Source organism: Terriglobus tenax, from assembly GCF_025685395.1.
GTDB classification, from domain to species: Bacteria; Acidobacteriota; Terriglobia; order Terriglobales; family Acidobacteriaceae; genus Terriglobus; species Terriglobus tenax.
Map to the genome: position 1 here is coordinate 1641266 of NZ_JAGSYA010000004.1, position 25734 is coordinate 1666999.

The following is a 25734-nucleotide window of genomic DNA, read 5'->3' on the forward strand; positions in this document are numbered from 1 at the left end:
AGAACGAATGCCGCGCCGCCTTGTCCTTGCGCTTGCCCTGCTGCTGAGCTTTACCGCTCTGCATGCGCAGACGCGCATTCCTGCGCCGCCGACGGCCGACCCGCTGCACCTGACCTGGACCGGCATGGACCGGCCGCTGAACATCACCTCGTTCTGGATGACCAACGGCGAAGAAGACAGGCCGGAGTTTGCACAGCCCGGTTACGATGACTCGCACTGGCATGCACACAAGCGTGGCGAATCACTTGCCGCGTACTGGAAGCGGCCTTCGCGGGTGGTCTGGTACCGCGCACATGTGGAAGTACCGGCCGGCATGAAAGATCTGGCCGTCAGCATCAACTTCGTGCACGGGCCGTACGAGCTATACGCCAACGGCCGCCGCATCGGGGGCGCGGGAGATATCAAGGGCCCCGGCGTCTTCGGCGATATGATTCCGACGATCTACCGGCTGCCGGAAGACATTGCTCCCGATGGCCACCTGGTCGTGGCCCTGCGCGCGGGCATCCTGTATACGCCCTCGTTTCAGGAGGGCGGCATCAGCGGAGACTCGTACCTTCTGCTCGGCTCCGCGGCGCACATGGCGGACGACCGCGCCCTGACAACCTTTGAAAGCCTGAGCAGCAACTACACCAACCTGGTCATTGCGTTTATCGCGGGCATCGTCGCCTTTGGACTGTATCTCTCCTCCCGCGGGCGCGAGTATCTGGACCTGACGCTGAGCTACGCCTCCTTTGCCGCCTACAACCTGCTGGAGATGTGGCAGTTCCGGAACCCCATTCCGAAGCAGGGCCTGCACCTGCTTGTCTTCAGCACGCTCAGCACGCTGCCGCTGCTCTTCAACCTGGAGTTCACCCGCCGCATTCTGGGCAGGCCACGCTGGAAGCTGTTTGCCATGACTGGAATTCTGCTGATCGCCAATAACATCGGCCTGCAGAACCTGTTCATGCTGAACCCGGCGCGGCTCTCCTTCCTTGTGCAGGGAGCTGTGCCGTTGGTGCTGAGCGTGGTGACCTATGTCCTGCTCGATATCGTGGTTGCGGTTGTTCTGTTCCGCTCCTGGAGACGGGGCAACCATGATGCCGGGCTGCTGCTGGTCGCGGCGCTGCCCACATCACTGATGTTTTTCGCCCAGCTGGTGCGCGCGGCGCTGATCCTGTCGCATGCCATTCCCAACGGCGACGACCCCTTCCAGCGTGTTCCAGGCATTGCCTTCAACATCGCCTGGTCTGAGGTGATGAACTTCTTCACCAGCATTGTTCTGCTGCTGTTCATGGTGCTGCGTACCATCCGCATTGCGCGGGAGAAGGCCGAGCTCTCCGCCGAGATCGCCGCGGCGCACAACGTGCAGACATTGCTGCTGGCGCGTGCGACGCAGGCTACGCCGGGCTTCACGGTGGAGACAGCCTACCGTCCCGCATCCGAGGTCGGCGGCGACTTCTTCCTTATCTCGCCAGGTGACGATGGCTCGCTGTTCGCCATCGTCGGGGATGTCTCCGGTAAGGGGATGCAGGCAGCCATGCGCGTCTCGCTGATCCTGGGCGTGCTGCACCGCGAGAGCTCGCGCGAACCGGCACGCGCGCTGGCCAACCTGAACACCGCATTGCTGAGCCAGGGAGAGATCGGCTTCACCACCGCCTGCGCCCTGCTGGTGGAAAAGGATGGCCGCTTCCGCTATGCCAACGCCGGCCACCTGAACCCCTATCTCGATGGCGAGGAGCTGGCCAGCCCCGGAGCATTGCCGCTCGGCATCAGCCCGATGGTGGAGTTTGAAACCATGCACGGTCACCTTGCCGCCCGGCAACGGCTGGTGCTACTGAGCGACGGCGTGCCGGAAGCACGCTCAACCGGTGGCGAACTGTATGGCTTCGACAAGCTGGTGACGCTGACCCGCCTGCCCGCCGAGGACATTGCCGAGACCGCCCACCTGTTCGGGCAGACGGACGACATCACCGTGCTGACCCTGGCGCTGGCGTAAAGCCTCGCATCAACCGGCAAAAATAAACCCACGTCCCAGAATCGGGACGTGGGGCACCCGGACTCTTCCGGAGTCTTATTTCTTTGCCTTCACCGGAGCTCTCCCCGCGCTTTTCGGCAGAGCGAAAGCCACCACGACATCCGCTACCGGATCGCGCAGGAAGCCGCCGCCCGCAGCCGAAACCACGACATACTGCCGGCCATCCTTGCCCAGATAGGTTGCCGGGTGCGAGTGAGCCGGAGCATCCACCTTTGCCGACCACAACTCCTTCCCTGTCTTCGCATCGAAGGCGCGGAACTTGGAGTCGACCGTGGCGCCGATGAAGATCAGCCCGCCGGCGGTGGTAATGCCGCCGCCCAGGTTCGGCGCTCCGGTCTTCAACCCCTTGGCCTCCAGCTCCTCAAAACCGCCAAGCGTGGAACGCCAGGCGATGTCTCCGGTGTTGACGTTGACGGCCACCAGCTCTCCCCACGGCGGAGGAGCGCAGGAGTAGCGAGTATCGGCCTGCCAGAAGCGTCCCCCCTCGGGCGTGATCTTGCTGTAGCGCGGGCCTGCAGTGGGCGCAGCCGCGGGACGATCCGCAAACTCCTGGTCCGGAGCTCCGGATGGAGGAGGTCCGCCAGCCGGGGGAGCACCTGCCGGACGCTGACCGCCGCCCGGTCCACCTGCTCCTCCGGGACGCGGTCCGCCAAAGCGGGGGCCGCCAGTGCCGATGTGGCCCCACTGGCCGGCGTTCATCACGTTGGTGTAGACCAGCCCCAGCGCCGGGTTGTAGCTCACACCGTTCCAGTTGCCGCCACCCACCGCGCCGGGAAACTCCACCACGTCCTGGTTCAGCTTCCATGCGTTGAAGGGCACGGCGTCCTCCAGCTTGTACTTCTGCCACAGGCCCTCACAGTAGCTGGTCAGGCTGTCGGTAATGTTCTTCGGCAGCTCCTCGTGCTTCATGGCGATGCGGGCGATCGGCTCTGGCTTCAGAGGGAACGGCTGCGTCGGCGCGGACTTCTCGCCGGGCACCGTGCTCACCGGCACGGGGCGTTCTTCCTCACCGAAGACCGGTTTCCCGTCGCGGCGGTCGTAGATGTACATCAGGCCGGTTTTGCCCATGTGCACCACTGCTGGAATTGTCTTGCCCTTCTGCCTGATCTCCACCAGGGCCGGCGCCGCCGAGGAGTCGAAGTCCCACAGGTCGTGATGCACCAGCTGGTGATACCACTTCAGCTTGCCGGTATTGGCATCCAGCGCCACCAGCGAAGTTCCGTACAGCGTGTCGCCAGGGCGGCTGATGCCCACGTAATCCGGAGACGGCGGAGCGGTGGGGATAAACGCGATGCCCAGCTTCTCGTCAATGGTGATGTGTCCCCAGACGTTCACGCCTCCGGTGGTCTTCCAGGCATCGCTCTCCCAGGTCTCATGGCCGGGCTCGCCGGGCTGCGGCACCAGGTTGAAGTTCCACACCATCTTGCCGGTCTTCGCGTCCCAGGCGCGAACGTGCGTGTCCATGGTGGGCAGAATCAACATGTTTTTATAGATAGCCGGTGGCGAGGTCATCTTGGTCTTGATGTCCACGTAGCCGTTCTCGCCAAACTCCGGCACAGGCTTTCCGGTCTTTGCGTCCAGGGCGACGATGCGGCCCTTGTCCACCGAGCCGATAATGCGCGCCGGCGAGGTCTTATCGCCTGGCCAGTAGGCAACACCGCGCAGCGTGGTGTCCTGTGCCGCAAACTTCCAGATCTGCTCGCCGGTAATGCCGTCAATGGCAAAGTAGCCGTTGGGCGAAGCCATGTAGACCACTGAATCCACAATGATCGGCGTTGCCTCGTTCTGCACCTGGCCGCCGGTATGAAAGGTCCAGGCACGCTCCAGCTTGGTGACATTCGCTGTGTTGATCTGCGTGAGTTTGGAGTAGCGGCTACCCGCCTGGTCCTGTCCGTAGGAGGCCCAGTTGGCCTGCGCCCATGCGCTGGGAAGGCTGCTGAGCGTTGCCGCAACCGCCATGCCGAGGAAAAATCTCTTTGCCATGTCTCTCTTTCCAAACCGGACGAGGGGGACCCGGATGTCTTTCTCGAGGAGCGGCTTAGGATAAATCTCCTCTGGTGCGCGGCACGACCTTGTTACGGTTACGGAACCGATGCCGCCTGATCACGCACAAACCACGCAATCGCGATAGCATACATAGCTGGTATGAGTGAAAAGCGCTGGGTCCTTTTGATTGCCTCCGAGGTCGGTGGCACGGAATCTGTTTCTGACCGTGCGATGGAGCGGCTGGTCGATGCCATCTCGGAAGAGGGTTACGACGTCGTCCGTACGACGACGCCGGAGGACGGCCTGTCGCTGGTCATCTCCGACCCCTCCTATTCGGCTGTTCTGCTGGACTGGGACCTTGAGGGCGACAACCAGTTTGAAGAGCGCGAGGCGCTGCAGATTCTGCGCGCTGTCCGCCGCCACAACAAGAAGATCCCGATCTTCCTGATCGCCGACCGTACCCTGGTCAGCGAACTGCCGATCGAAGTGGTCAAGCAGGTGCATGAGTACATTCACCTCTTCGGCGACACCCCGGCCTTTATCGCCAACCGCGTCGACTTCGCCGTGGAGCGTTACCACGAGACCCTGCTGCCGCCTTACTTCCGCGAACTGAAGAAGTACACCGACCAGGGCGCCTATAGCTGGGACGCGCCCGGCCACATGGGGGGCGTCGCCTTTCTGAAGCACCCCATCGGCCAGGAGTTCCACCGCTTCTTCGGTGAGAACCTGATGCGCTCCGACCTCGGCATCTCGACGGCTCCTCTGGGCAGCTGGCTGGACCACATCGGACCTCCTGGAGACGCCGAGCGCAACGCCGCCCGCATCTTCGGCGCGGACTGGACCTTCTTCGTCCTTGGCGGATCGTCCACCTCCAACCAGATCGTCGGTCACGGCGTCATCGCGCAGGACGATATCGTTCTTGCCGACGCCAACTGCCACAAGTCCATCTGCCACTCGCTTACCGTCACCGGAGCGCGGCCCGTGTACTTCAAGCCGACGCGCAACGGCTACGGCATGATCGGCCTGGTGCCGCTGAAGCGCTTCAGCCCGAAGAACGTCCGCGACCTGATCGCGAAGAGCCCGTTCTGCAAGGGTGCTACCTCGCAGGAGGCCACCTACGCGGTGGTGACCAACTCCACCTACGACGGCCTTTGCTACGACGTGAATCGCGTGGTGAAGGAGCTGGCTGCCTCTGTTCCGCGCGTTCATTTTGACGAGGCATGGTACGCCTACGCCAAGTTCCACCCCATCTACAAGGGCCGCTACGCCATGGGCGTTCCGGAGGACATGCCGAACCGTCCGGCAATCTTCGCCGTACAGTCCACCCACAAGATGCTGCCGGCCTTTTCCATGGGATCGATGATCCACGTCACACTGTCGGAGCGCGCTCCGATGGACTTTGACCAGTTCAACGAATCCTTCATGATGCACGGCACCACCTCGCCGTTCTATCCGCTGATCGCCTCGCTGGACGTGGCCGCGGCCATGATGGATGAGCCTGCCGGCCCCACGCTGATGGAAGACACCATTCAGGACGCCATCAGCTTCCGCAAGGCCATGTCTTCCGTTGCTCACCGTCTGCGCGCAACCGAAGACAATGGCGATGGATGGTTCTTCCGCCTTTTCCAGCCGGAGTCCGTCACCGATCCGCACACCGGCGAGACACACCTGTTTGAGGAAGCACCGGACGAGCTGCTGGCCACGAACCCCTCCTGCTGGACACTGAAGCCCGGCCACGACTGGCACGGCTACCAGGATGCCGACATCGCGGACGAGTACTGCATGCTGGACCCGACGAAGGTGACCATCCTGACCCCCGGTGTGGACGCGCAGGGCACGGTGGCCGACTGGGGTATCCCGGGCGCCATCCTGACTGAGTTCCTTGACTCCCGCCGTGTGGAAATTGCCCGCACCGGCGATTACACAGTGCTGGTGCTGTTCTCGGTGGGAACCTCGAAGGGCAAGTGGGGATCGCTGCTGGAGAACCTGTTTGAGTTCAAGCGGCTGTTCGATTCTGAAGCGTCCCTGGAAGAAGCCCTCCCGGAGCTGGTGCAGAAGTTCCCGCACCGCTATCGTCACCAGACGCTGAAGGAACTCTCCGACGAGATGCACGAGGCGATGATTGAGCTGAACCTCGCGGGTCTGGTCAACGCCGCCTGCGACGAGGACTTTGACCCCGTTCTGACCCCGGCGCAGACCTACCAGAAGCTGGTGCGCAACGAGACCGAGCGCGTGCCCTTTGCCAAGATGGCCGGCCGTATCGCCGCCGTAATGCTGGTGCCGTATCCTCCGGGTATCCCGATGTCGATGCCGGGCGAGCGCCTGGGCGGCCCCAACAGTCCGGTCATCAAGCTGATCCTGGCCATGGAGAAGTTCGGCAAGCGCTTCCCCGGCTTTGAGCGCGAGGTCCACGGCATTGAGGTCGACAGCGAAGGCAACTACTGGATGCGCGCCGTGATTGAGAAGAAACGCCGCGTCAAGAAGAAGAAGCCGCGGACGGCTTCAAAGGCGTAACCCGTTCCCTCTCTGTCATTTCTCCGCTCCGCAGGACGGCAATTCCATCCTGCGGAGCGGAGAAACCTGCATGTGGCTGTTCTCTTCCCCTGAATGCAGATCCCTCCACTGCGCTTCGCTCCGGTCGGGATGACAGGACTTTGCAGGAGGAGGAACGCTAAGCCACCACGTTCCTAAGCACGCCAATCCCCTGAATCTTCACCTCCACCACATCGCCGCTCTGCATGGGGCCGACGCCCGCAGGCGTTCCGGTCGGAATCAGGTCGCCCGGTTCCAGCGTGATGACAGCAGTGATGTAGCGCAGCAGCTCCGGGATGGGGAAGATAAAGTCGCGTGTCTCGCCGTGCTGGCGCAGTTCGCCGTTCAGGTGCGTCTCCACGGTCAGCGAACCGAGGATCGGGTCAATCTCCGCGGTGACGACGGGCCCCACCGGGCAGGAGGTGTCAAAGCCCTTGCCGCGCGTCCACTGGCCGTCGGACTTCTGAATGTCGCGCATGGTGACGTCATTCACGATGGTGTAGCCGCGGATGTAGCTGCTGACGTCCTCGTCCGGCCCAATACGGCTGGCCCGTTTGCCAATGACAATGCCCAGCTCGCCTTCAAAGTCCAGCCGCTGAGTGATGGCTGGCTTCCAGATGCTTCCGCCCGGCGCCAGCAGAGCCGATGGCGGCTTGAGGAAGAGCAGCGGCTCGCTGGGAATATCGTTCCCCAGCTCCGTGGCGTGGTCGCGGTAGTTGCGTCCCACGCAGACGATCTTCGACGGCTCGACGGGCGGCAGCAGCTCGGCTTCTTCAAGAAGCAGGTCGACGGCAGATCCGAAGGAGAGAGCTTCGAAGCTCACCGCCTGTGCGACGATGCGGCCGGCTTCCACGCGGCCATACAACGGCTGGCCATCGGCCAGAAAACGGCAGTACTTCATCGCATCTCCTCGGTGACAGGCTCGCTCTTACCGCTTTCGTTGCCCATGCGATCCACGGCGGTAATGCGATAGCGGTAGCGCCTGCCCTTCACGGCGGTAGTGTCGGCAAACTGCGGCGAGGCTACCGGGACAGGATTCAGGCGGACCTCGCTGTTGTCGTCGGCGCGGTAGACCACGTATCCGGCAATGTCCGGTTCTGTTCCCGGCTGCCAGGAGAGTGAGATGCCGGTCTCCGAGGCCAGCGCCTCCAGAGACTGCGGTACCGCCGGCGGGATCGTGTCACGCAGCACCCCGGTATCCAGCTCCGTCATCTGGCTGCCCAGCACGGTATCGACGCCTGCCAGCTTGACGTTGCGGCGGCGCTCCACACGGTACAGGTAACGCTGCCCGGCCTGCGCCGTGGGATCGACGGCACCGCCGGGGTCTCCCTGCGTCGCGGAGACGGCAAGCACGGTCTCCGCGGGCGAGTCCTGGCGGTCCATGGGGCTTTTTTTCTGCTTTGGCTTGTCCGGCTCGGTCCGCACGATGCGGACCTGGTCAAACGATGCCGCCGACGGCGTCCAGCGCAGCACCAGCCCCTCGCCTCCGAGTTCCGCCTTCAGGTTCTGCGGCGGCTCCGGAGCGTTGCCGCCCGCAACCGTCACAGGGTTTGACCAGCCAGCGGCGCGTCCCTGCGCGTTGGTAATCCGCACCCGGTAATGGAGGTCCACCAAGGAGCCCGTCGCCAGGCCCTGCGGCAAAGTATCCTGCAAGTCATTGATTTGGCTGGCGGGAATACGGATTACCGGACGGCACTCCTCTGTTCCTTCCGCCCGGCAGATCTCCACGTGGGAGTCGCGATCCAGCGGCTCACCGTCCGTGGTGGCTTTGGGCAGCGTCAGATGAAAGAGCGTCCTGCCGCCCTGCCGCATCGCCGAAAAATCCGACGGAATCCGCGCAAGGTGCAGGGAAGGTGGTTTTGGAGGGCCGGGGTTCGCGCATCCAGCCACCGCCAGGAGTGCGCAAAATAAAGATAAGGAAGCGCTTTTTTCCCAGAGGCGCATGCCTTTAGAGACTAGCATCGCTACTAGAGCCCTACCGCCCACAAAAAAAGTTCGTGCGGTCAAAATCCGTTTTTACATGAGCAGCGTTCTTTGTTCAGGAGACGAAAAGTATGTCTACCGTAGCCGCACTTCCAGAAGCTCCCGTTTCTCCCGATCCCGTTGCCGAAGCTGCCGAATCCACGATCCAGGAAAAGCGCCTTGGAGAGCGCGTTAAGGCCCTGCGCCTGAAAAAATCCATGGGGCTGGTTGAACTTGGCCGCCATACCGGGCTTTCCGCCAGCTTTCTTTCGCAGATTGAGACAGGCCGTGTTGTTCCCACGCTGCGAAACCTGGCGCGCATTGCCCTGGTCTTCTCCAAGGACCTGTCGTACTTTTTCGAGCCCGAGCCACGTCCCCTGTTCCGCGTTCACCGCGCCACGGAGCGCGTGAAGATGCCACAGTCCGGCGCGGAAAACCCGGCCTACTATTTTGAGAACCTGGGTTACCTGGTGCCGGATCGTCAGCTCGATCCTTACCTGGCCGAATTTTTGCCACCGCAGCCGGGCCGCGAGACCCGCGCCCACCAGCACCCGGGGCACGAGTTCCTGTACCTGCTGGATGGCCAACTGCAGGTTACCCATGGCGGACAGGTGCATGTGCTAACCGCCAACGATGCCGTGTACTTCGACTCCAACACCATCCACAACTATCAGTGCGTAGGCGACAAACCGGCGCGCGCGTTGATCATCAGCATGCAGGCAGCCAACCAGGCGGAGATCTCACCCCGTCCCTCGGTGAGCGGTCCCTCCGGGGGGCGCCGGCTGGCTGTAGTCAACCGCCCGCAAAGTGCCTGAGTTGTCAGAATTGATCAGGGAATAAGCTTTTCCTGGGTGCCGGCTTCGGTGCCTGTACCCAGGAAGAGCCGTTCCACGTCCAGCCAGTTATCCACCCGCCGGTAGCCCTTGATGAGCTTGTTGTGCGGCGAGGTGAACAGGATGCCTTCTCCCTTGAAGCGCCGGAACTGGCGGGGGTTGTCGTCGATTAGGTAATCCGCCTCCAGAATCCCCTTGTCGCCGCAGAAAACGATGTGCGACGGCGGCAGGAACGGGAAATGGCGTTCCAGCCAGCGGAATTTGGCGGCGAAGGAGGTCGGAACCTCCATGGCGGCGGAAGCGATAAAGACCTCATACCGGCTTTGCAGCGCCTGAATCACGCGCGGCGCATCGTCCATAATGGGCAGGTCGGCGAAAAAATCCTCACTGAACAGGTAGCTGTGCAGCATGTGGTGACGGTCAATGGAAACCACGTCCCAGATCCATTTGCCGGTCAGGTCTTCCTTCGAAATCTGCTCACCGTGGTCGCGGTTGTAGCGCGCAAGGTGCTCACCGAGGGTGTCGGCCATCACCTCGTCCATATCGATGCAGATTCGTTTCAGTGACATAGAGATTCCCTGTCTGATCCTACCCCTTCCGGCGGCGAGGCTGCATCCCGCTGCCCTTTCTGGGCTGGACACGATGCGAATAAACTGCATCTGACGGACAGGCCGCACAATCCAAACCCATAAGCATCACGACCCTTTAAGCATCGGACACGAATGAGCGCTACCGCGACCCTGGATACAAACACTGCGCCCAATGCCGCGGCCCAGCCCTGGCGGCCAAAGATCAACCCATGGATCGTTGCCATGACGGTGACCCTGGCCACGTTCATGGAGGTGCTGGACACCTCCATTGCGAACGTTGCCCTGCCGCATATTGCCGGCGGCCTGGGAGCCAGCCAGGATGAAGCGACCTGGGTGCTGACCGCCTACCTGGTGGCCAACGCTATCATTCTGCCGGCCGGCGCCTACATGACCACCTTCATCGGGCGCAAGAAGTTCTACATGATCTGCGTGGCGCTGTTCGGCATCTCCTCCGCCCTGTGCGGCCTTGCGCCGTCGCTGCCGCTGCTGGTCTTCTTCCGCATTCTGCAGGGCGTTGGCGGCGGCGGCCTGGCTCCGTCAGAACAGGCCATCCTGGCCGACACCTTCCCCCCCGAAAAACGAGGGCAGGCCTTCGCCATGTACGGCCTCGCCGTCGTTGTAGCCCCGGCCATTGGCCCCACGCTGGGCGGATGGATTACGGACAACTACGACTGGCGATGGATCTTCTTCCTGAATGTGCCCATCTGCCTGCTCTCGCTTTTCCTGACCAGCCGCATCGTTGAAGATCCACCGTATGTGGAGAAGCAGGTGAAAGAAGCACAGAAGGGCGGCATCCGCCTGGACTTCCTCGGCTTCGCCCTGCTGGGCCTGACCTTCGGCTCGCTGGAGTTCGTGCTCGACAAGGGACAGGAAGATGACTGGTTCTCGTCGAGGGCCATCACCTTCTTCACCGTCGCCATGGTCGTCGCCTTCTTCAGCATGATCTGGTGGGAGATCAAACAGCTTCGCGAGGGCCACCGGCCGATCGTGAACCTGACGCTGTTCAAGCGGCGTAACTTCGCCATCAGCTTCATCCTGATGTTCGTCCTGGGCTTTTCTCTATACGGCACCACCATCCTGATTCCGCAGTACGTACAGACCTTGCTAGGATACACAGCGGAGCTGGCGGGTAAAGTGCTGTCACCGGCCGGGTTCATGATGATGGCCATGATGCCCGTGGTGGGCTTCCTGTCGAGTAAGGTGGACCCGCGAAAACTGATTGCCTTCGGCTTCAGTATGTTGACCATATCGCTGGTCTACATGGCGAACATCAACCTGGATGCAAGTTACGGAACGCTGGTCGTCATGCGTATATTCCAGGCATCGGGGCTCGCCTTCCTGTTCATTCCGATCAATACGATTGCGTACATCGGGGTGAAGCAGAACGAGAACAACGACGTCTCCGGTTTGACCAACCTGGCGCGTAACGTGGGCGGTTCATGCGGAACCGCGTTCATGGCCACCATGCTGACACGACGAACCGCGGCGCATGAAAACTCGATGATCCGCAACCTGACGCCGGGCGACCTAACCTTCATGGATCGCGTGCATTCGTTTGCAAGCACGTTTGCCGGCGGCAATGGAGGCTCCAGCTCGCAGGGCGCCCTGCATACGGCACAGGCGTACATCTACAACATGATGCATCGACAGGCGCAGTCGCTGGCATACATCGACATCATCCGCTACCTGACGGTGTTCTGCGCCTGCATGCTGCCACTGCTGTTCCTGCTGCCCAAGCCCCCGAAGGGCGCAAGCGCATCTGCGGGACACTAAGCATTCTTAGAAGCAAATAACAAAGGCAGCCCATAAGGCTGCCTTTGTTATTTGCAGGATAATCCTGTCATCTCGACCGGAGCGAAGCGCAGTGGAGAGATGGCAACGGCTAGAACTTGTAGATCAGGTCCATGCCGAAGAAGAACTGGTTCCGTGCCGTGCCGTTGTCATAACCACGCTTGTCCCAGGAGTGATCAAAGCGCACCTCCGGCCGCAGCAGGATCGTGCTGCCGATGTACTGCGTCGCATACAAAGTGTTCTCCGTGTACTTTGTGGCGATACCGGTGCGCTGTCCCTTCTTGTCATTCAGCAGGTCAGACCGGAAGCCGACGAAGAGCTTCGGATTGATCTGCCGGTTGACGTAGTTGACGAAGGCATACTCTGGCGCGGTACAGGTGCGCTGACCAGCAGCACAGTAGGCGCCATTGGCTCCAGTCTCCGTCGGGACAGGGTTGGTCACATTGCCGGCGACGTTCGGCACCTCGCGCTCGTACATGTACCAGGCCTCGGTCGCCATGTGCCACTTTGCGTTGAAGCGGTGGTACCAGGTGGCATCGTAATGCTGCAGGTTGTTGTACGCATACTTGCCATCGTTGATGCCGTTGGCACAGGCATAAAAGTTATCGTGATTGCTCTTCGTCGAGTAGTTGAGGCACGCAATCGCCGAGGGCTTGCGATCGTCCGACCACGGAGCCACGTCGTGGCTCGCCGACACACCAAGCTGCACCATCCACTGTTTGTTCAGCTTCAGCGATGCCAGGATACCCGTGTCTGTAAACGGATCAATCGTGTATAGCAGTGAGTGCGTCATGTTGTAGTTGTTGGGCGCAAGCTGTGCCTCAATGCCCGGCACCGACAGGAAGCGGCCGATGCGGATGTTGAGGCCTTCCTTCACGGGGAAGTAAAGATCGGCATACTCCAGCACCGGGTCAAAGCCGTACTTCTTGTTCTTCTGCAGAAGCTGCTGGCTCAGGTAGTCCTTCGCCGTAGTGAAACGGTAGTCAATGCCATAGAAGGCCGTGAAGTGGTAGCCATAGTCGAAGTGCTTTTTCTGCACGGTATCCGGCAGGCGCTCCACGTACACCACCGCCTGGTTCAACTCAATGCGATTCGGGAAGATGTCATACGACACGGGGAAGTTATTTCCCGAGGAAGTACTGGCATTCACGCTGGGCGCGATCCAGCCATAGATCTTCGTGCGCGCTCTCTGCTTCTTCAACGCGGTCATCAGCGGATACACGTTGCCGTCCGGCACGCCCAGCAGCGACGAACCGCCATAGCCCCAGTCGGAGCCGGGAAAGGGAGGCGAGTTCAGCGGTGCATCCAGCGCACGGCGTTCGGGTGCCGGACCACCCGGCAGCTTGCCTGTCCAGTCGGCCTTGTAATAGCCGCCAAGCCTCTGGAGGAAGTTGCCCTTCAGATCATTCTGTTGCGGAGCATCCTGTGCCTGCGCCTGGGTGCCAATGGCTGCAAGCAAAACAAAGCCCGCGCAGATCACGCGGGCAAAACCGGTACCAAAATTCGTGTAGCTCATATCACTCCTGTTGCCTTTGCAGGGGACAGCAAAGGCAACAGGTATGAGGCTACGTCTGCGCTCCGTAAAAAAGACGTAGAGAAAGCGCTAAAAGATCGTAAGCAGTTACAACAGGTCCGGGTTACGCTCCGGAAACTGGTGCTGGTGCCAGTACGGATATGCCGGGCTCACCTTGCTGGCATCGTCCAGCTTCTTCATCTGCTCCGCGGTCAGCTTCCAGCCCACCGCTTCCAGGTTCTGCTTGAGCTGCTTTTCGTCGCGAGCACCGATGATGAGCGAGGAAACCGTGGGCCGCTGCAGCAGCCAGTTGAGTGAAATCTCCGGGATAGACCTGCCCGTATCCTTCGAGATCTCTTCCAGCGCATCGGTGACGGTGTACAGGTGCTCGTCGGCGATCTGCGGGCCTGCGGCGACGTTCTTTGGATCGTTCAGGCGGCTGGTCTCCGGCTTCGGTTTGTTGCGGCCCAGCTTGCCGGTCAGGCGTCCCCATCCGAGGGGCGACCACACCACGGTGCCTACCTTCTCGCTCTGGCCCAGCGGCATCAGCTCCCATTCGAAATCGCGGCCCAGCAGCGAGTAGAAGCTCTGCTGCACCACGTACTTCGACCAGCCGTAACGCTCGCTGATGGAGAGCGACTTCATGAGCTGCCAGCCGGAGAAGTTCGAGCAGCCGATGTAACGGATCTTGCCGTCTTCTACCGCGCGATTCAGCGTATGCAGCGTCTCTTCGATCGGCGTCAGGGCGTCGACCTCGTGCATGTAAAAGATGTCGATGTAGTCCGTGTTCAGGCGCTTCAGGCTGCCTTCAATCGAACGGATGAGATGGTGGCGCGACTGGCCCACATCGTTGATGCCCTCTCCCAGGCGAAAGGTCGCCTTGCTGCCGATCACAAGCTGCGAGCGGTCCAGGTGGGCAATCGACTCACCCAGGACCTTTTCGCTCTCGCCGTTGGAATAAACATCGGCGGTATCGAAGAAGTTAATGCCAGCGTCGACACAGAGATCCACAATGCGCTTGGCTTCCGCACCTTCCACCAGGCCCCATGCATTGAAGAATTCATTGTTGCGCCCGAAGGTTCCTGCCCCGAAGCAAAGCTCCGAGACGCGCAGGCCGGAATTTCCCAGCAGTCTGTATTCCATTCCGATTGGCTCCTTATAGAGATGGGATGCGTCAGCTTCCACATCGGACGCGCCTTGCATCCGTTATTCTCGAATTCGTTATGTCACGCAGTGAAGCTCCAACGACGCGCCCCGGGTTTGTGAACAGCAACAAGCAGAAGGTGATTGGTAAAGCGGCCTGGGTCGACTCCAGCCAGCCCAACCAGAACACCTACAAGATGCGCTGCGAACGCTACGGCTGCGGCTTTGAGTACGGCACCGACGGCATCGATATCCACAAACGCAAATGCCCACGGTGCCAGGACGGCAAACCCGGCCAGCCGGCGCCGGAGATGCTGCCGACGCTCTTCTGACGGCCTTTCCTTGTTTGCCATCCTGAGCGGAGCGAGGGATCTGTTTCTCGCCTTTTCCTTACCCACGGAACCGGCGGCCACGCACAAGCGTATCTTGCTTGCATGAGACTACTGATCGCCTTCCTGTTTCCGTGGCTCACGTTCTTCCTGATCGGACGGCCGTTCACCGGCCTGCTGTGCCTGCTGCTGCAGTGCACGCTGCTGGGCTGGATTCCGGCGACCATCTGGGCCGTCTATGCGCTTTCGCAATACAAGACAGACCGCAAAATTGCCCGCGCCATGGCGCATCGGTATTAAAGCTTCGGCTCTGTCGGGCTGCGCGCTATGCGCCAGCTTTATCGGGTTGTGACTGGTAGATCGCTTCCACGCGCTCCAGCGTATCAATCTCCTCCACTGGCTTGTCCGTCCTGATCCTCACGATGCGCGGAAAGCGCAGAGCGAAGCCGCTGGCGTGGCGCTCCGAGCGCATGATGTTATTGAAGGCGACCTCGAAGACCGTCAGCGGCTCCACCGTGCGGAAGTGACCGAAGTCTTCGAGCGTGTGGTCCTTCATCCACTGCGTTAGTTCCCCAATCTCAACATCCGTCAGGCCGGAGTAGGCCTTGCCTACGTTCAACAACTCCCCGCCCGGTCCGCGCACGGCGAAGGTGTAATCGCTCAACAGGCCGGCGCGTTTGCCGTGGCCGAACTCGCAGCCGGTGACGACCACATCCAGTGTCGCCAGTTCGCGCTTCAGCTTCATCCACAGCAGGCCTCGGCGACCGGGCTGGTATGTCGAGTCCATCGCCTTCAGCATCACACCTTCATTGCCGCGCTCGCGCGCTTCGCGATAGACGCGGTCGATATCATCGGCACTCTCCACCACAAACGATGGAGAAAGAATCAGCCGCTCCACCGGCGGGTCTTCCCCTGCAAAAAGGCTGCCCGCGCTTTTCTCAATCGGCGAACGCGTTATGCCGGAGATACGCTCCGCCACGGCTTCCAACTGGTTGCGCCGCGATCGCAGCGGCAGGTCCAGCTTCAGCTCTCCCGCGGCGAACATCAGGTCAAAGGCCATGAAGACCACCGGCACCTGTGCCCGCATCACATCGGTCACCTTCTTGCGGCCGATGCGCGTCCCCAGCACGGCGAAAGGCAGAGCGCGTTGCGCGGCAAGATCCCAGCCAAGAATCTCGCCGTCAAGAATCAGGGGCTCGGGAACATTGTCAAAAGCCTCCACCAGCTCGGGATAGCTCTCCGTAATCTCCTCGCGGTTGCGAGAGTAGATGGCGACGCGGCCCTCCACACCACAGTGCACCTGCGCTCGCATGCCGTCGTACTTGTCTTCGACCAGAGCTTCAATGTGGAGCAATTCGGGCGGCACGCTTTCGTCTTTCTGGTTGTCATCCCGCAGAGCGGCGGAGGGATCTGCTTCCCGCTTTGGTTCTTTCTCTTCAAGAGCCACATCCGCCGCCTCGGCCGCTTCCTTCGTCGAGGCAAACCGTTCCACCGCTTCTTCCGGCGACTCCACCGGCGAGGCCAGCATGAAGCCCAGCGGATGAAAGAGCCGCATTCTCGCCTCGTGCAGCGTTCCGGCGAAGGCCCGAGCGACCGCTCCGGCCAGGTCAGCCTCCAGCATGACGGCATTGCGTACGGCAGGCACTGCTGCCCCCGCCGCTTCAGCGATGGCCTCTTCCACCAGCGCCTGCTTGACACCGATGCGCATATCGCCAAGCATCAGCTTCAGCAGGTACTTCGCCTCCAGCGGAGCGGCCTTCCGCAACAGATCCCTAAGCACCTGCCTGCGAGCAGCCGTCGACTTCGCGGTGGCCGAAGCAGCAAACGCCTCCTCCACCTCCCGCAAACCAATGCCGGCCGATCCCTGTGCCCTGTTGTTGCCTGTTCCCTGGAGCAGCTCCGCTGCGGCAGCCCCCAGGTCGCCATGCCTGCGATAGGCCGCCGAAAGCTCCGCGTCTGTCGCACCGGACACCTCCTTCACAAGGCCGCTGAGCATGGCTCCGCCGGCGTTCAGCTTGCGGCTGTCGGCCTCGGCAAAGGGCAGCCCGGCCAGGTACTGGGCAAACAGGCCGGCCTCGCCTGTGCCCTGCTGCTGCACCTGCGCAAGTGCGGCGGAGATTGCCGCCCGCTTTTTCAGGCGGCTGGCGGTACCCGCCAGTTCCTCCGCCAGGGTTGCAAGTTGGGAAAACTGGGCCATTCAAAGACTAGGATGCAGAAACAAACCGGAGTATCCTAGAAGCAGGCACATGCGCAGCCACCGTTCCAATCCGGCCCGCCACGACTTCGCCTAGCTGCGCCAAGTTCGCGCCGCTGCTGCGCCGTTTTATTGCGCCTCCTCATCTAATTTTCAGCACTCTCAAAAGGGCATACCTATGTTTGACCGCCTGCAACAACTCGAAGACCGCTACGACGAGCTCTCGCGCGAGCTTGCCGACCCGGCTATCGTCACCGACCAGCAGCGCTACCAGAAGACCGCCAAGCAGCACCGCGACATGGAACCGACAGTCGAAAAGTTCCGTGAGTACAAGCAGATCCAGCTTGGCATCTCCGACGCGAAGACGATGCTGGCAGAGACCGACCCCGACATCAAGGCCATGGCCCAGGAAGAGCTCGCAACCCTGCAGGAGCGCCTGCCTGCCGTGGAAGACGCCCTGAAGGTGATGCTGCTGCCCAAGGACCCGAACGACGACAAGAACATCGTCCTGGAAATTCGCGCGGCCACCGGCGGCGACGAAGCTTCGCTCTTCGCGGCGGAGCTCTTCCGCATGTACCTGCGCTTCGCCGAAGTGCATCGCTGGAAGGTCGAAATCATGTCTGAGACCGAGTCCTCGGTCGGCGGTCTGAAGGAAGTCACCGCTCTGATCGAAGGCGACCGCGTCTACTCGCAGTTGAAGTACGAGTCCGGCGTACACCGCGTGCAGCGCGTTCCCGCAACCGAGACCCAGGGCCGCGTGCATACCTCGGCCGTCACGGTCGCCGTTCTGCCGGAAGCCGAAGAGGTCGACATCAAGATTGAGCAGAAAGACCTGCGCATCGATACCTTCTGCTCCTCCGGCCCCGGCGGACAGTCCGTGAACACGACCTACTCTGCGATCCGCATTACGCATATCCCGACCAACACGGTTGTAAGCTGCCAGGACGAGAAGTCGCAGATCAAGAACCGTGAAAAGGCCATGCGTGTTCTGCGCTCGCGTCTCTACGAAGTGGAGATGGAGAAACAGCACCAGGCCCAGGCCAGCGCGCGTAAGCAGCAGGTGGGTTCAGGCGATCGCAGCGAGAAGATCCGTACCTACAACTTCCCGCAGAACCGCTTCACGGATCACCGTATCGGCCTGACGCTGCACCAGCTTGACCTGGTAATGGAAGGCAAGCTGCAGCCCGCGGTCGACGCACTCATCGCGCACGACACGGCTGAACGCCTGAAGGCCGAAGCTACCGCTGCCTGATGCATCCCCACATCCGGAACCCCTTCCGGGTGTGGGCCCTTCCTTCCCTCCCTTGATGACTCTTCGCCAGGCACAACTAGAAGCCCGCATCCAGCTTGCGCACACGGAGAACCCTGTGCGCGACGCAGAGCTGTTGTTGCTCTACACCCTGGGCATCACCAAGGCGCAACTCATGATCCATGCAACGCGCGAGCTGCTGCCCGCGGAGCTGAACGCTTACCGGGCCCTGCTGGCCCGCCGTGCCGCGCACGAACCGCTGCAACACATTACCGGCATGCAGGAGTTTTACGGCCTGCCCTTCCGCGTCACACCGGCCACGCTGATTCCCCGTCCTGAAACGGAGCTACTGGTGGAGGCCGTACTGGCGCGCCTGCCCCATGATCGCGCAGTTCACATTGCGGATGTCGGCACCGGCACCGGCTGCATTGCCATCGCGCTGGCCGTGCATCTGCCCAAGGCACAGCTCACGGCACTCGATCTTTCAACCGAGGCTCTTGCCATCGCGCAGCAAAACGCCGCGACCAACAAGGTGAAGAAGCGCATGTTGCTGCTGCACTCTGACCTGTTGAGCGCGGTGGCCGGTCAGAGCTTCGACGTGATCGTCTCCAACCCGCCGTACATTCCGGAGACGGACCGCCCTACTCTTTCGCCGCAAGTGCGCGAGTATGAGCCGTCCAGTGCCCTGTTCGCGGGAGAGGATGGCCTGGAGATCTACCGCCGCCTGATTCCGCAGGCCCATGCCCACCTGAAGCCCGGAGGTCTGCTGGCGCTTGAGATCGGCTATGGGCAGGAGTCCGCCCTGCGCGGGCTGCTGGGGGCATGGCAGGACGTGACCGTTCTCCATGATCTGCAGGGCATAGCGCGCACCGTGCTGGCAACGCGAATTTAAGTCGTTGTCTGACTGTAGGCCACAACACAGTTGCGGCCTGCCTGCTTGGCGGCGTACAAAGCTTTGTCACAACGTCGCAATGCTGTGATCTCGGTGTCGTCAAGATCGCATTGCGCCACGCCGAAGCTGGCGGTCAGATGCATACTGAGATCAAATTCAAACTGCAGCGTTCGCAGCCGCTCACGCAGCCGTTGCGCCACCAGCCTGGCGCCATCCTCGTTCGTACCGGGCAGAATGGCCACAAACTCTTCTCCGCCAAAACGTCCCAGCGAGTCTGCCGGCCGCAGCATCTCCATCATGGCGTTCGAGAAGGCAACCAGAGCCACATCCCCGGCGTGATGCCCGTAACGGTCATTGATTGTCTTGAAGTGGTCCACATCCAGGGCAATCAGGGAGATGCGCGTCTCATTCAGTCTGGCCCGCTTCAATTCGCGTGTCAGGCGCATTTCCAGGCCACGGCGGTTCATGGTGGAGGTCAAAGGATCGGTCAGCGATAGCGCATCCAGTTCCCTGCTCAGTTGCAGAGCCGCCATCCACAGATAGCCAAAGGCAACACTGGCGCATAGCAACACAACCTTGGAGAGCCGTGCCGCCGCATCGATCGTCAACTGGCCACCCTGCAAGGCAGGCGCAGGGAATGTTCCCTGCAGCACCGGCACGATCAGACGGAACACACTGAACGACGCAAATAAGAAGAAACATCCCGCAAGGAAGCGGGCGGGCATGCGCAGGAAGACCGGAGCACGCATCAGCAGCTTGACGCCGCTGCGGACAGACTGAATACACAGCGCAAGAATCAGCACGCCAAGACGGCTCCGCTGATTCAGACCGATCCACATGGAATAGCCCGTGTAACTAAGGCAGGCGAAGAACAGCAGCGCGTCGACCCAGCGCTCCGCCACCGGCAGCTCCAGGAAACGCGTCATGGTGTCGTCCAGCAGAGCAAAGCCGATCAGCAGCAGCACCTCACTGATGACAAAGGCGACACTGGGATTGACCGAGCTATAAATCTGCACCGTCATGGCGACGGAAAGGAACATCATGCTGGCGCTTAGGCGCAGAACGCCTTTCAACCGTGGCATGGATATGGCAGCAAGACACAGGCCAAGCATCAGCATGGCCAGAATCAGGACGTACGACTCAATCATCCAGCGAAGGCTCGCTGCAAAATTCATATCGACAGCATACCTTCGTACCGCTATTTTTCTTCGTGATATTCCTGCTCAGTATTCACATCCCAAAGGCCATCTTTGCTGGTATTGCCTGCAAGAATGGCATCCACGGCCGCCATCGCCGTCAGCATGGAGTGGTCCTGGTTGTTGTACTTGTGCATGCCATTGCGGCCTACAAGGAACAGATTTTCATACCGGTCAACGTACTTGCGGATCTCTTCGAAGCGATCATAACTTCCGAAGTATGCGGGGTAGGTTTTGGGCACACGCACCACGTGTCCATCCCGTACATGCTCGCGGCGGATCATGCCGATCTTCTCAAGCTCCATGGCGCCGAACGCCTTCAGTTCCTCATCCGGCATCTTCCACAACGGATCGGTGTCGTAGCAGAAATACTCCAGCCCCAGCCAGACCTTCGTGGGATCGGCAACCAGGTAAGGGCTCCAGTTGTTGAAGATCTGCAGACGGCCAATCTGCACATCCGGCTCCTGGATATAGATCCAGGTGTCTTTCAACAGGCTGCCATCGGGTTCTGTCTGTTCCAGCTTGTCGACCAGCAGGCCAATGGTGATGAAGTCGCGATACTGCAACCCATCGGCAACCTGCACCACGTTGGCCGGCGGCTCCACATCAAACGAGTGCACCAGTTCACGCACCGGCACGGTGGAGAAGAAGTAATCCCCCTCAAACGTCTGGCGCTCACCCGCGCGGTTCACGGCTTCCACGCTCACAACGCGGTCGCCATCGGTGTTCACCTTCACCGCGCGCCAGCCCATGTGCAGTTCTCCACCCCCCTGTTGAACAAGGTCCGCGACATGCTCCCAGAGCTGACCGGGGCCGAACTTGGGATAGAGGAACTGCTCAATCAGCGAGGTCTCCGTCTGCTTCTGTTCAATATCGATTTCGGTCCGACCGAAAGCCTTCTTGAAGAAGTGCTTGACTGCGGCCGTCAGGCTCAGCCCCTTGATGCGCTGCGCTCCCCACTCCGCACTGATCTCTTCACAAGGCACGCCCCACACCTTCTCTGTATAGCTTTTGAAGAAGGTCAGGTACAGCTCATTGCCAAAGCGGTTCACCAGGAAGTCGCGAAGGCTCTTCTCTTTGTGGATGGGAAACAGCCGTGCCGAAAGATAGCTGAAACCAATACGCACCAGCCGCGCCGGACCAAGCTTCTTCAGCGTGGGACCGCTCAGGCTCAGCGGATAGTCGAAGAATTGCCGCATGAAGTAGATTTCGCTCTTGCGTGGGCGGACCAGCATAACCAGGTCCTTGTCCTCGTCCGCGCGGCGCTCGTGAACCGGAAGATGGCGCGTCTTGTTCTGGTAGCTGATGGCGGCTTCGGCTTCGTCCGCGTGCTCGACCGGCATCAGTTCCAGCCACCAGCGCATGACCTGGTCGCTTTTTGAAAAGAAGCGGTGACCGCCAATGTCCATGCGGTTGCCGTTGTAACGCACCGTGCGCGAAATGCCGCCGACGCAGTCCCCGGCCTCCAGGACAATCGGTTGAATGCCTGACCGTCGCACCAGTTCCAGGGCGGCAGTCAGACCAGCAGGGCCTGCGCCCAGGATCACGGCTCGTTTCGACATTCCACTCTCTATCCTAATGGAGGATTTCGCCAAAAATACCGGGGCCGGCCGTGTACACGCACCGCCCGCAAAGACCGTCTAGAATCGGATTAGCCGCCATGCATACCCTTGTCACCGGCGCCTCCGGCTTCTTCGGCGGCGTTCTTAAGCGCAGACTCCTCCGTGAAGGCCACACCGTCGTCAACATTGACCTGGAGCACGACGAGGACAGCCTCCCAGGCCTTACCTCCATCCAGGGCGACCTGCGCGATGAGGCGCTGATGCGCCGCGTCTTCACTGAACACAAATTCGACGCCATCTTCCACATCGCCGCCCAGCTTGCACACGGCGCACGGATCGACGAAAAACTGCTGTGGACCTCCAACGTCGACGCCACCCGGCTGCTGGCCGACCTGGCCGTAGAACATGGTGTAAAGCCCTTCGTCTTCACCTCCACCAACTGCCTGTGGGCCGCCAACATGGGCCGCCCCATCCTGGAAGAGGACACCCCGGCGCCGGTCGAGATCTACGGCCGCTCCAAGTGGGAGGCCGAAAAGATCCTGGCCGAGTACACCGGCAAGCTCGACGTCGTCGCCATCCGCTGCCCCACCATCATGGACTCCGGCCGGCTTGGCCTGCTGGCCATCCTGTACGAGTTCATTGACGACCACAAGACGGTCTGGGTCGTGGGCCCCGGTACCAACCAGTACCAGTTCATCTACGCCGATGACCTGGCGACCGCCTGCATCCAGGCTGTCGGCTACAAAGGCAGCAACGTCTTCAATATCGGTTCAGACAACGTGAAGTCGATGCGCGCGGTGTACGAGGCAGTGATCGCCGCGGCCAACTCCCGCAGCAAAGTGCGCTCCCTGCCCGAGGGGCCAACCATCGCCGCCATGATCGCCGCGCACAAGCTGAAGATCTCGCCGCTCGGCCCGTACCACTACAAGATGATCGCCGAGAGCTTCCTCTTCGACACCACCCGCATCAAGCGCGAGTTGAACTGGCAGCCCACGCTCACCAACGAAGAGATGCTGCTGCGCGCCTACAGCTACTACGCGCAGAACCGCAAAGAGATCGCATCCCGCACGGATGTCTCCGCCCACCGCAAGCCGGCGAGCATGGGGGTTATCCGGTTGTTGAAGTGGTTGAGTTAGACGACTTACGCAAACAAAAAGGCCGGGCATCTCTGCCCGGCCTTTTGCTGCCTGCTTTCCTTACACTGGAACCGCTTCGGACTCCACTACCTCAAAGCTGAGGCCGTCCTTGCCCGCATCCGCGCGGACCGTGTCACCGTGCCGCACCTCGCCATCCAGAATCTTGATGGCCAGCGGGTCCTGCACCAGGCGTTGGATGGCGCGCTTCAGCGGACGCGCTCCATACGCTCGGTCGTAGCCCGCGGCGAACAGCTTCTTCTGCGCCGCCTCGGTCAGCTCCAGCTTGATCTTGCGATCCGCCAGCAGCTTCTGCAGATCGGCAAGCCGCAGATCGACGATGTGCGTCAACTGCTCTTCGCCCAGCGGATGGAAGACCACGATATCGTCCACGCGGTTCAGGAACTCCGGGCGGAAGTGCTGCTTCAGCGAGTCCATCACACGGCTCTTCGCATCCGCAAAACCCTCTTCGCCATCCGCCCACGCGGTCGTCAGCGCGCTGGCGCCGATGTTCGACGTCATGATCAGCACCGTGTTTTTGAAGTCCACAGTACGGCCTTTGCTGTCGGTCAGACGGCCATCATCCAGCACCTGCAGTAGAACGTTGAAGACATCCGGATGCGCCTTCTCGATCTCGTCGAAGAGCACCACTGCATACGGACGGCGGCGGACTGCCTCGGTCAACTGACCGCCCTCATCGAAGCCCACGTATCCCGGAGGCGCGCCAATCAATCGAGCGACAGCGTGCTTCTCCATGTACTCGCTCATGTCGATGCGCACCATCGCCTGCTCGTCATCGAAAAGAAATTCAGCAAGCGCGCGCGCCGTCTCCGTCTTACCCACACCCGTCGGGCCCAGGAAGATGAACGAACCAATCGGCCGCTTCGGATCAGATAAGCCCGCACGCGAACGGCGAATGGCATTCGCCACCACCGTCAGTGCCTCGTCCTGGCCGATGACACGCTCGCGCAGACGCTTCTCCATGGTGACCAGCTTCTGCACTTCGCCTTCCAGCATCTTGCTCACCGGAATGCCGGTCCACTTGCTGACGATCTTCGCGATGTCCTCTTCGTCGACCTCTTCTTTCAGCATGCGCTGCGCCGTGTCGCTGCCGTCCTGCAGCTTCTCAAGCTGCTTCAGCTCGGCCTCGGCCTTGGGCAGCTCGCCATATTGAATCGCGGCCGCGCGTTCGAGATTTCCTTTACGCGTCTGGTCTTCCATCTGGAAGCGCAGCGCCTCGATCTGGTCCTTCAACTGCGAGATGCGGCCAATGGCATCCTTCTCCTTCTGCCACCGCGCACGCAATCCGCTGGCTTCTTCCTTGATGCCGGCCAGCTCGCGCTCCACCTCTTCGCGGCGTTCCACGGAGTTCGCATCCTTCTCGCGCTTCAGCGCCTCGCGCTCGATCTCGAGCGACGTAGCCCGGCGCTCCAGCGCGTCAATCTCCACCGGCACACTGCCGATCTGGATGGCCAGCGAAGCCGCGGCCTCGTCCACCAGGTCGATAGCCTTGTCCGGCAGGAAGCGGTCCGAGATATAACGGTGCGAGAGCGTCGCAGCCGCCACAATCGCCGAGTCCTTGATGCGGACCTTGTGGTGCGACTCGTACCGCTCCTTCAAGCCGCGCAGAATCGCAACTGTGTCCTCCACATTCGGCTCACCCACGTAGACGATCTGGAAGCGCCGCTCCAGCGCTGCATCCTTCTCGATGTACTTGCGGTACTCGTTCAGCGTAGTGGCGCCCACGGCACGCAGTTCGCCGCGAGCCAGCGCAGGCTTCAACATGTTGCTCGCGTCAATCGCGCCTTCGGCAGCGCCAGCGCCCACCAGCGTATGCAGCTCGTCGATGAACAGGATGATCTGCCCGTTCGACTCCTCGATCTCTTTCAGTACAGCCTTCAGGCGGTCTTCAAACTCACCGCGGAACTTCGCTCCGGCCAGCATCGACCCCAGGTCGAGCGAGATCACCTTCTTGTCCTTCAGAATTTCAGGAACGTCACCGGACACGATGCGGCGCGCAAGACCTTCCACGATGGCCGTCTTACCCACACCCGGCTCACCAATCAGCACCGGGTTGTTCTTCGACCTGCGTGACAGGACCTGGATCACGCGGCGGATCTCCTCGTCGCGGCCAATCACCGGATCCAGCTTGCCTTTGCGGGCCTGCTCCGTCAGGTCCTTGGCATATTTCTCCAGCGCCTGGAACTTGCCCTCGGGGTTCTGGTCGGTCACTCGCTGCGTTCCGCGAACAGCGGTCAGCGCCTTCAGAATGGCGTCATGCGTCGCGCCAAAGCTGGCCAGCGCCGTCTGCACCGTGCCATTCTTCTCATCGGTCAGGCCAAGCAACAGGTGCTCGGTCGAAACATACTCGTCCTTGAAGTTTCCGGCTTCCTTGAACGCCCCATCCAGCACCTTCTGCAAGGACGCGCTCACGCCCGGCTGCTGGCTCTGCCCCTGCACCTTGGGCAACTTGGCAATGGCGGCATTCACATTGGCCAGAAGCTGCTGCACCGGCACACCAATCTTTTCCAGCACCGGGATGACGATGCCTTCCTTGTCCTCCAGCAGCGCCGCCGCCAGGTGGACCGGCAACACTTCGGGGTTGCCATTGTCCGTCGCATGCCCCACGGCGGCCTGCACCGCCTCCTGCGACTTCACCGTAAATTTGTCCCAACGAATCGCCATACTCTACCTCGCCACTCTTCCTTTTAGATACGCCTTCCCCGTCCTGGGAGGAAGTGTTCTCCATCACAAACCATCGCGAGGCCTTCTAAAGGAACCCGCGCATCAAGCGTCAGGCCATGTTAAAGGCACA

The 25734-nt window shown here is 61.2% G+C and carries 19 protein-coding genes; 9 read left to right on the forward strand and 10 right to left on the reverse strand.

Annotation, left to right across the window (positions count from 1 at the left end):
• The first annotated feature begins 7 nt into the window (after positions 1-7).
• Complete coding sequence (locus OHL13_RS12285) at positions 8-1975, forward strand: PP2C family protein-serine/threonine phosphatase (protein WP_263410414.1); 1968 nt, start codon at positions 8-10, stop codon at positions 1973-1975.
• Positions 1976-2050: 75 nt separating this feature from the next.
• Here the strand turns inward: OHL13_RS12285 and OHL13_RS12290 are convergent, their stop codons facing one another.
• Positions 2051-3997, reverse strand: a complete 1947-nt coding sequence (locus OHL13_RS12290; RefSeq protein ID WP_263410415.1) for an outer membrane protein assembly factor BamB family protein — start codon at positions 3995-3997, stop codon at positions 2051-2053.
• 162 nt (positions 3998-4159) lie between these two features.
• On the opposite strand from OHL13_RS12290, the gene OHL13_RS12295 reads away from it, so the two are divergent.
• A complete protein-coding gene (locus OHL13_RS12295; protein ID WP_263410416.1) occupies positions 4160-6514 on the forward strand; it encodes an Orn/Lys/Arg family decarboxylase in 2355 nt (784 codons plus the stop codon).
• Between the two features lie 157 nt (positions 6515-6671).
• On the opposite strand, the gene OHL13_RS12300 is transcribed toward OHL13_RS12295, so the two are convergent.
• Positions 6672-7433 carry a fumarylacetoacetate hydrolase family protein gene (locus OHL13_RS12300; RefSeq protein ID WP_263410417.1) on the reverse strand — a complete coding sequence of 254 codons (762 nt, stop codon included), beginning with the start codon at positions 7431-7433 and terminating at the stop codon, positions 6672-6674.
• Complete coding sequence (locus OHL13_RS12305) at positions 7430-8344, reverse strand: fibronectin type III domain-containing protein (RefSeq protein ID WP_263410418.1); 915 nt, start codon at positions 8342-8344, stop codon at positions 7430-7432. Before OHL13_RS12305 ends, OHL13_RS12300 begins: the two co-directional genes overlap by 4 nt.
• Before the next feature lie 242 nt (positions 8345-8586).
• Between OHL13_RS12305 and OHL13_RS12310 the strand changes: the two genes are divergently transcribed.
• Complete coding sequence (locus OHL13_RS12310; protein ID WP_263410419.1) at positions 8587-9309, forward strand: helix-turn-helix domain-containing protein; 723 nt, start codon at positions 8587-8589, stop codon at positions 9307-9309.
• A 14-nt stretch (positions 9310-9323) separates the two neighbouring features.
• On the opposite strand, the gene OHL13_RS12315 is transcribed toward OHL13_RS12310, so the two are convergent.
• The gene (locus OHL13_RS12315) at positions 9324-9896 is read right to left on the reverse strand and encodes a 5' nucleotidase, NT5C type (RefSeq protein ID WP_263410420.1); all 573 of its coding nucleotides are present in this window, start codon (positions 9894-9896) and stop codon (positions 9324-9326) included.
• Positions 9897-10049: 153 nt separating this feature from the next.
• Between OHL13_RS12315 and OHL13_RS12320 the strand changes: the two genes are divergently transcribed.
• Positions 10050-11690 carry a DHA2 family efflux MFS transporter permease subunit gene (locus tag OHL13_RS12320; RefSeq protein WP_263410421.1) on the forward strand — a complete coding sequence of 547 codons (1641 nt, stop codon included), beginning with the start codon at positions 10050-10052 and terminating at the stop codon, positions 11688-11690.
• A 109-nt stretch (positions 11691-11799) separates the two neighbouring features.
• On the opposite strand, the gene OHL13_RS12325 is transcribed toward OHL13_RS12320, so the two are convergent.
• Positions 11800-13224 (reverse strand): porin, encoded by a 1425-nt coding sequence (locus OHL13_RS12325; protein WP_263410422.1) that lies wholly within the window; start codon positions 13222-13224, stop codon positions 11800-11802.
• Positions 13225-13329: 105 nt separating this feature from the next.
• Positions 13330-14364 carry an aldo/keto reductase gene (locus OHL13_RS12330; protein ID WP_263410423.1) on the reverse strand — a complete coding sequence of 345 codons (1035 nt, stop codon included), beginning with the start codon at positions 14362-14364 and terminating at the stop codon, positions 13330-13332.
• 80 nt (positions 14365-14444) lie between these two features.
• Here OHL13_RS12330 and OHL13_RS12335 point away from each other — a divergent pair, with 80 nt between their 5' ends.
• Both OHL13_RS12335 and OHL13_RS12340 read left to right on the forward strand, forming a co-directional pair.
• Complete coding sequence (locus tag OHL13_RS12335) at positions 14445-14696, forward strand: hypothetical protein (RefSeq protein WP_263410424.1); 252 nt, start codon at positions 14445-14447, stop codon at positions 14694-14696.
• Positions 14697-14798: 102 nt separating this feature from the next.
• Positions 14799-14993 (forward strand): YqaE/Pmp3 family membrane protein, encoded by a 195-nt coding sequence (locus tag OHL13_RS12340; RefSeq protein ID WP_263410425.1) that lies wholly within the window; start codon positions 14799-14801, stop codon positions 14991-14993.
• A 25-nt stretch (positions 14994-15018) separates the two neighbouring features.
• On the opposite strand, the gene OHL13_RS12345 is transcribed toward OHL13_RS12340, so the two are convergent.
• Complete coding sequence (locus OHL13_RS12345; protein WP_263410426.1) at positions 15019-16890, reverse strand: ATP-dependent DNA ligase; 1872 nt, start codon at positions 16888-16890, stop codon at positions 15019-15021.
• 175 nt (positions 16891-17065) lie between these two features.
• Here OHL13_RS12345 and prfA point away from each other — a divergent pair, with 175 nt between their 5' ends.
• Together prfA and prmC are read left to right on the forward strand one after the other, a co-directional pair.
• On the forward strand, positions 17066-18139 hold the full coding sequence (gene prfA, locus OHL13_RS12350; protein ID WP_263410427.1) for a peptide chain release factor 1: 1074 nt from the start codon (positions 17066-17068) through the stop codon (positions 18137-18139).
• Between the two features lie 55 nt (positions 18140-18194).
• Positions 18195-19028, forward strand: a complete 834-nt coding sequence (gene prmC, locus OHL13_RS12355) for a peptide chain release factor N(5)-glutamine methyltransferase (RefSeq protein ID WP_263411657.1) — start codon at positions 18195-18197, stop codon at positions 19026-19028.
• Here prmC and OHL13_RS12360 read toward each other — a convergent pair.
• Positions 19025-20203, reverse strand: coding sequence for a GGDEF domain-containing protein (locus OHL13_RS12360; protein ID WP_263410428.1), 1179 nt, complete (start codon positions 20201-20203; stop codon positions 19025-19027). The genes prmC and OHL13_RS12360 overlap by 4 nt on opposite strands.
• A gap of 23 nt (positions 20204-20226) precedes the next feature.
• Positions 20227-21786: an NAD(P)/FAD-dependent oxidoreductase gene (locus OHL13_RS12365; protein WP_263410429.1), complete on the reverse strand. Its 1560-nt coding sequence runs from the start codon at positions 21784-21786 to the stop codon at positions 20227-20229.
• Between the two features lie 98 nt (positions 21787-21884).
• Between OHL13_RS12365 and OHL13_RS12370 the strand changes: the two genes are divergently transcribed.
• Positions 21885-22922: an NAD-dependent epimerase/dehydratase family protein gene (locus OHL13_RS12370; protein WP_263410430.1), complete on the forward strand. Its 1038-nt coding sequence runs from the start codon at positions 21885-21887 to the stop codon at positions 22920-22922.
• 60 nt (positions 22923-22982) lie between these two features.
• Here OHL13_RS12370 and clpB read toward each other — a convergent pair whose 3' ends face one another.
• Positions 22983-25604, reverse strand: coding sequence for an ATP-dependent chaperone ClpB (clpB, locus tag OHL13_RS12375; protein WP_263410431.1), 2622 nt, complete (start codon positions 25602-25604; stop codon positions 22983-22985).
• Between the last annotated feature and the right edge of the window lie 130 nt (positions 25605-25734).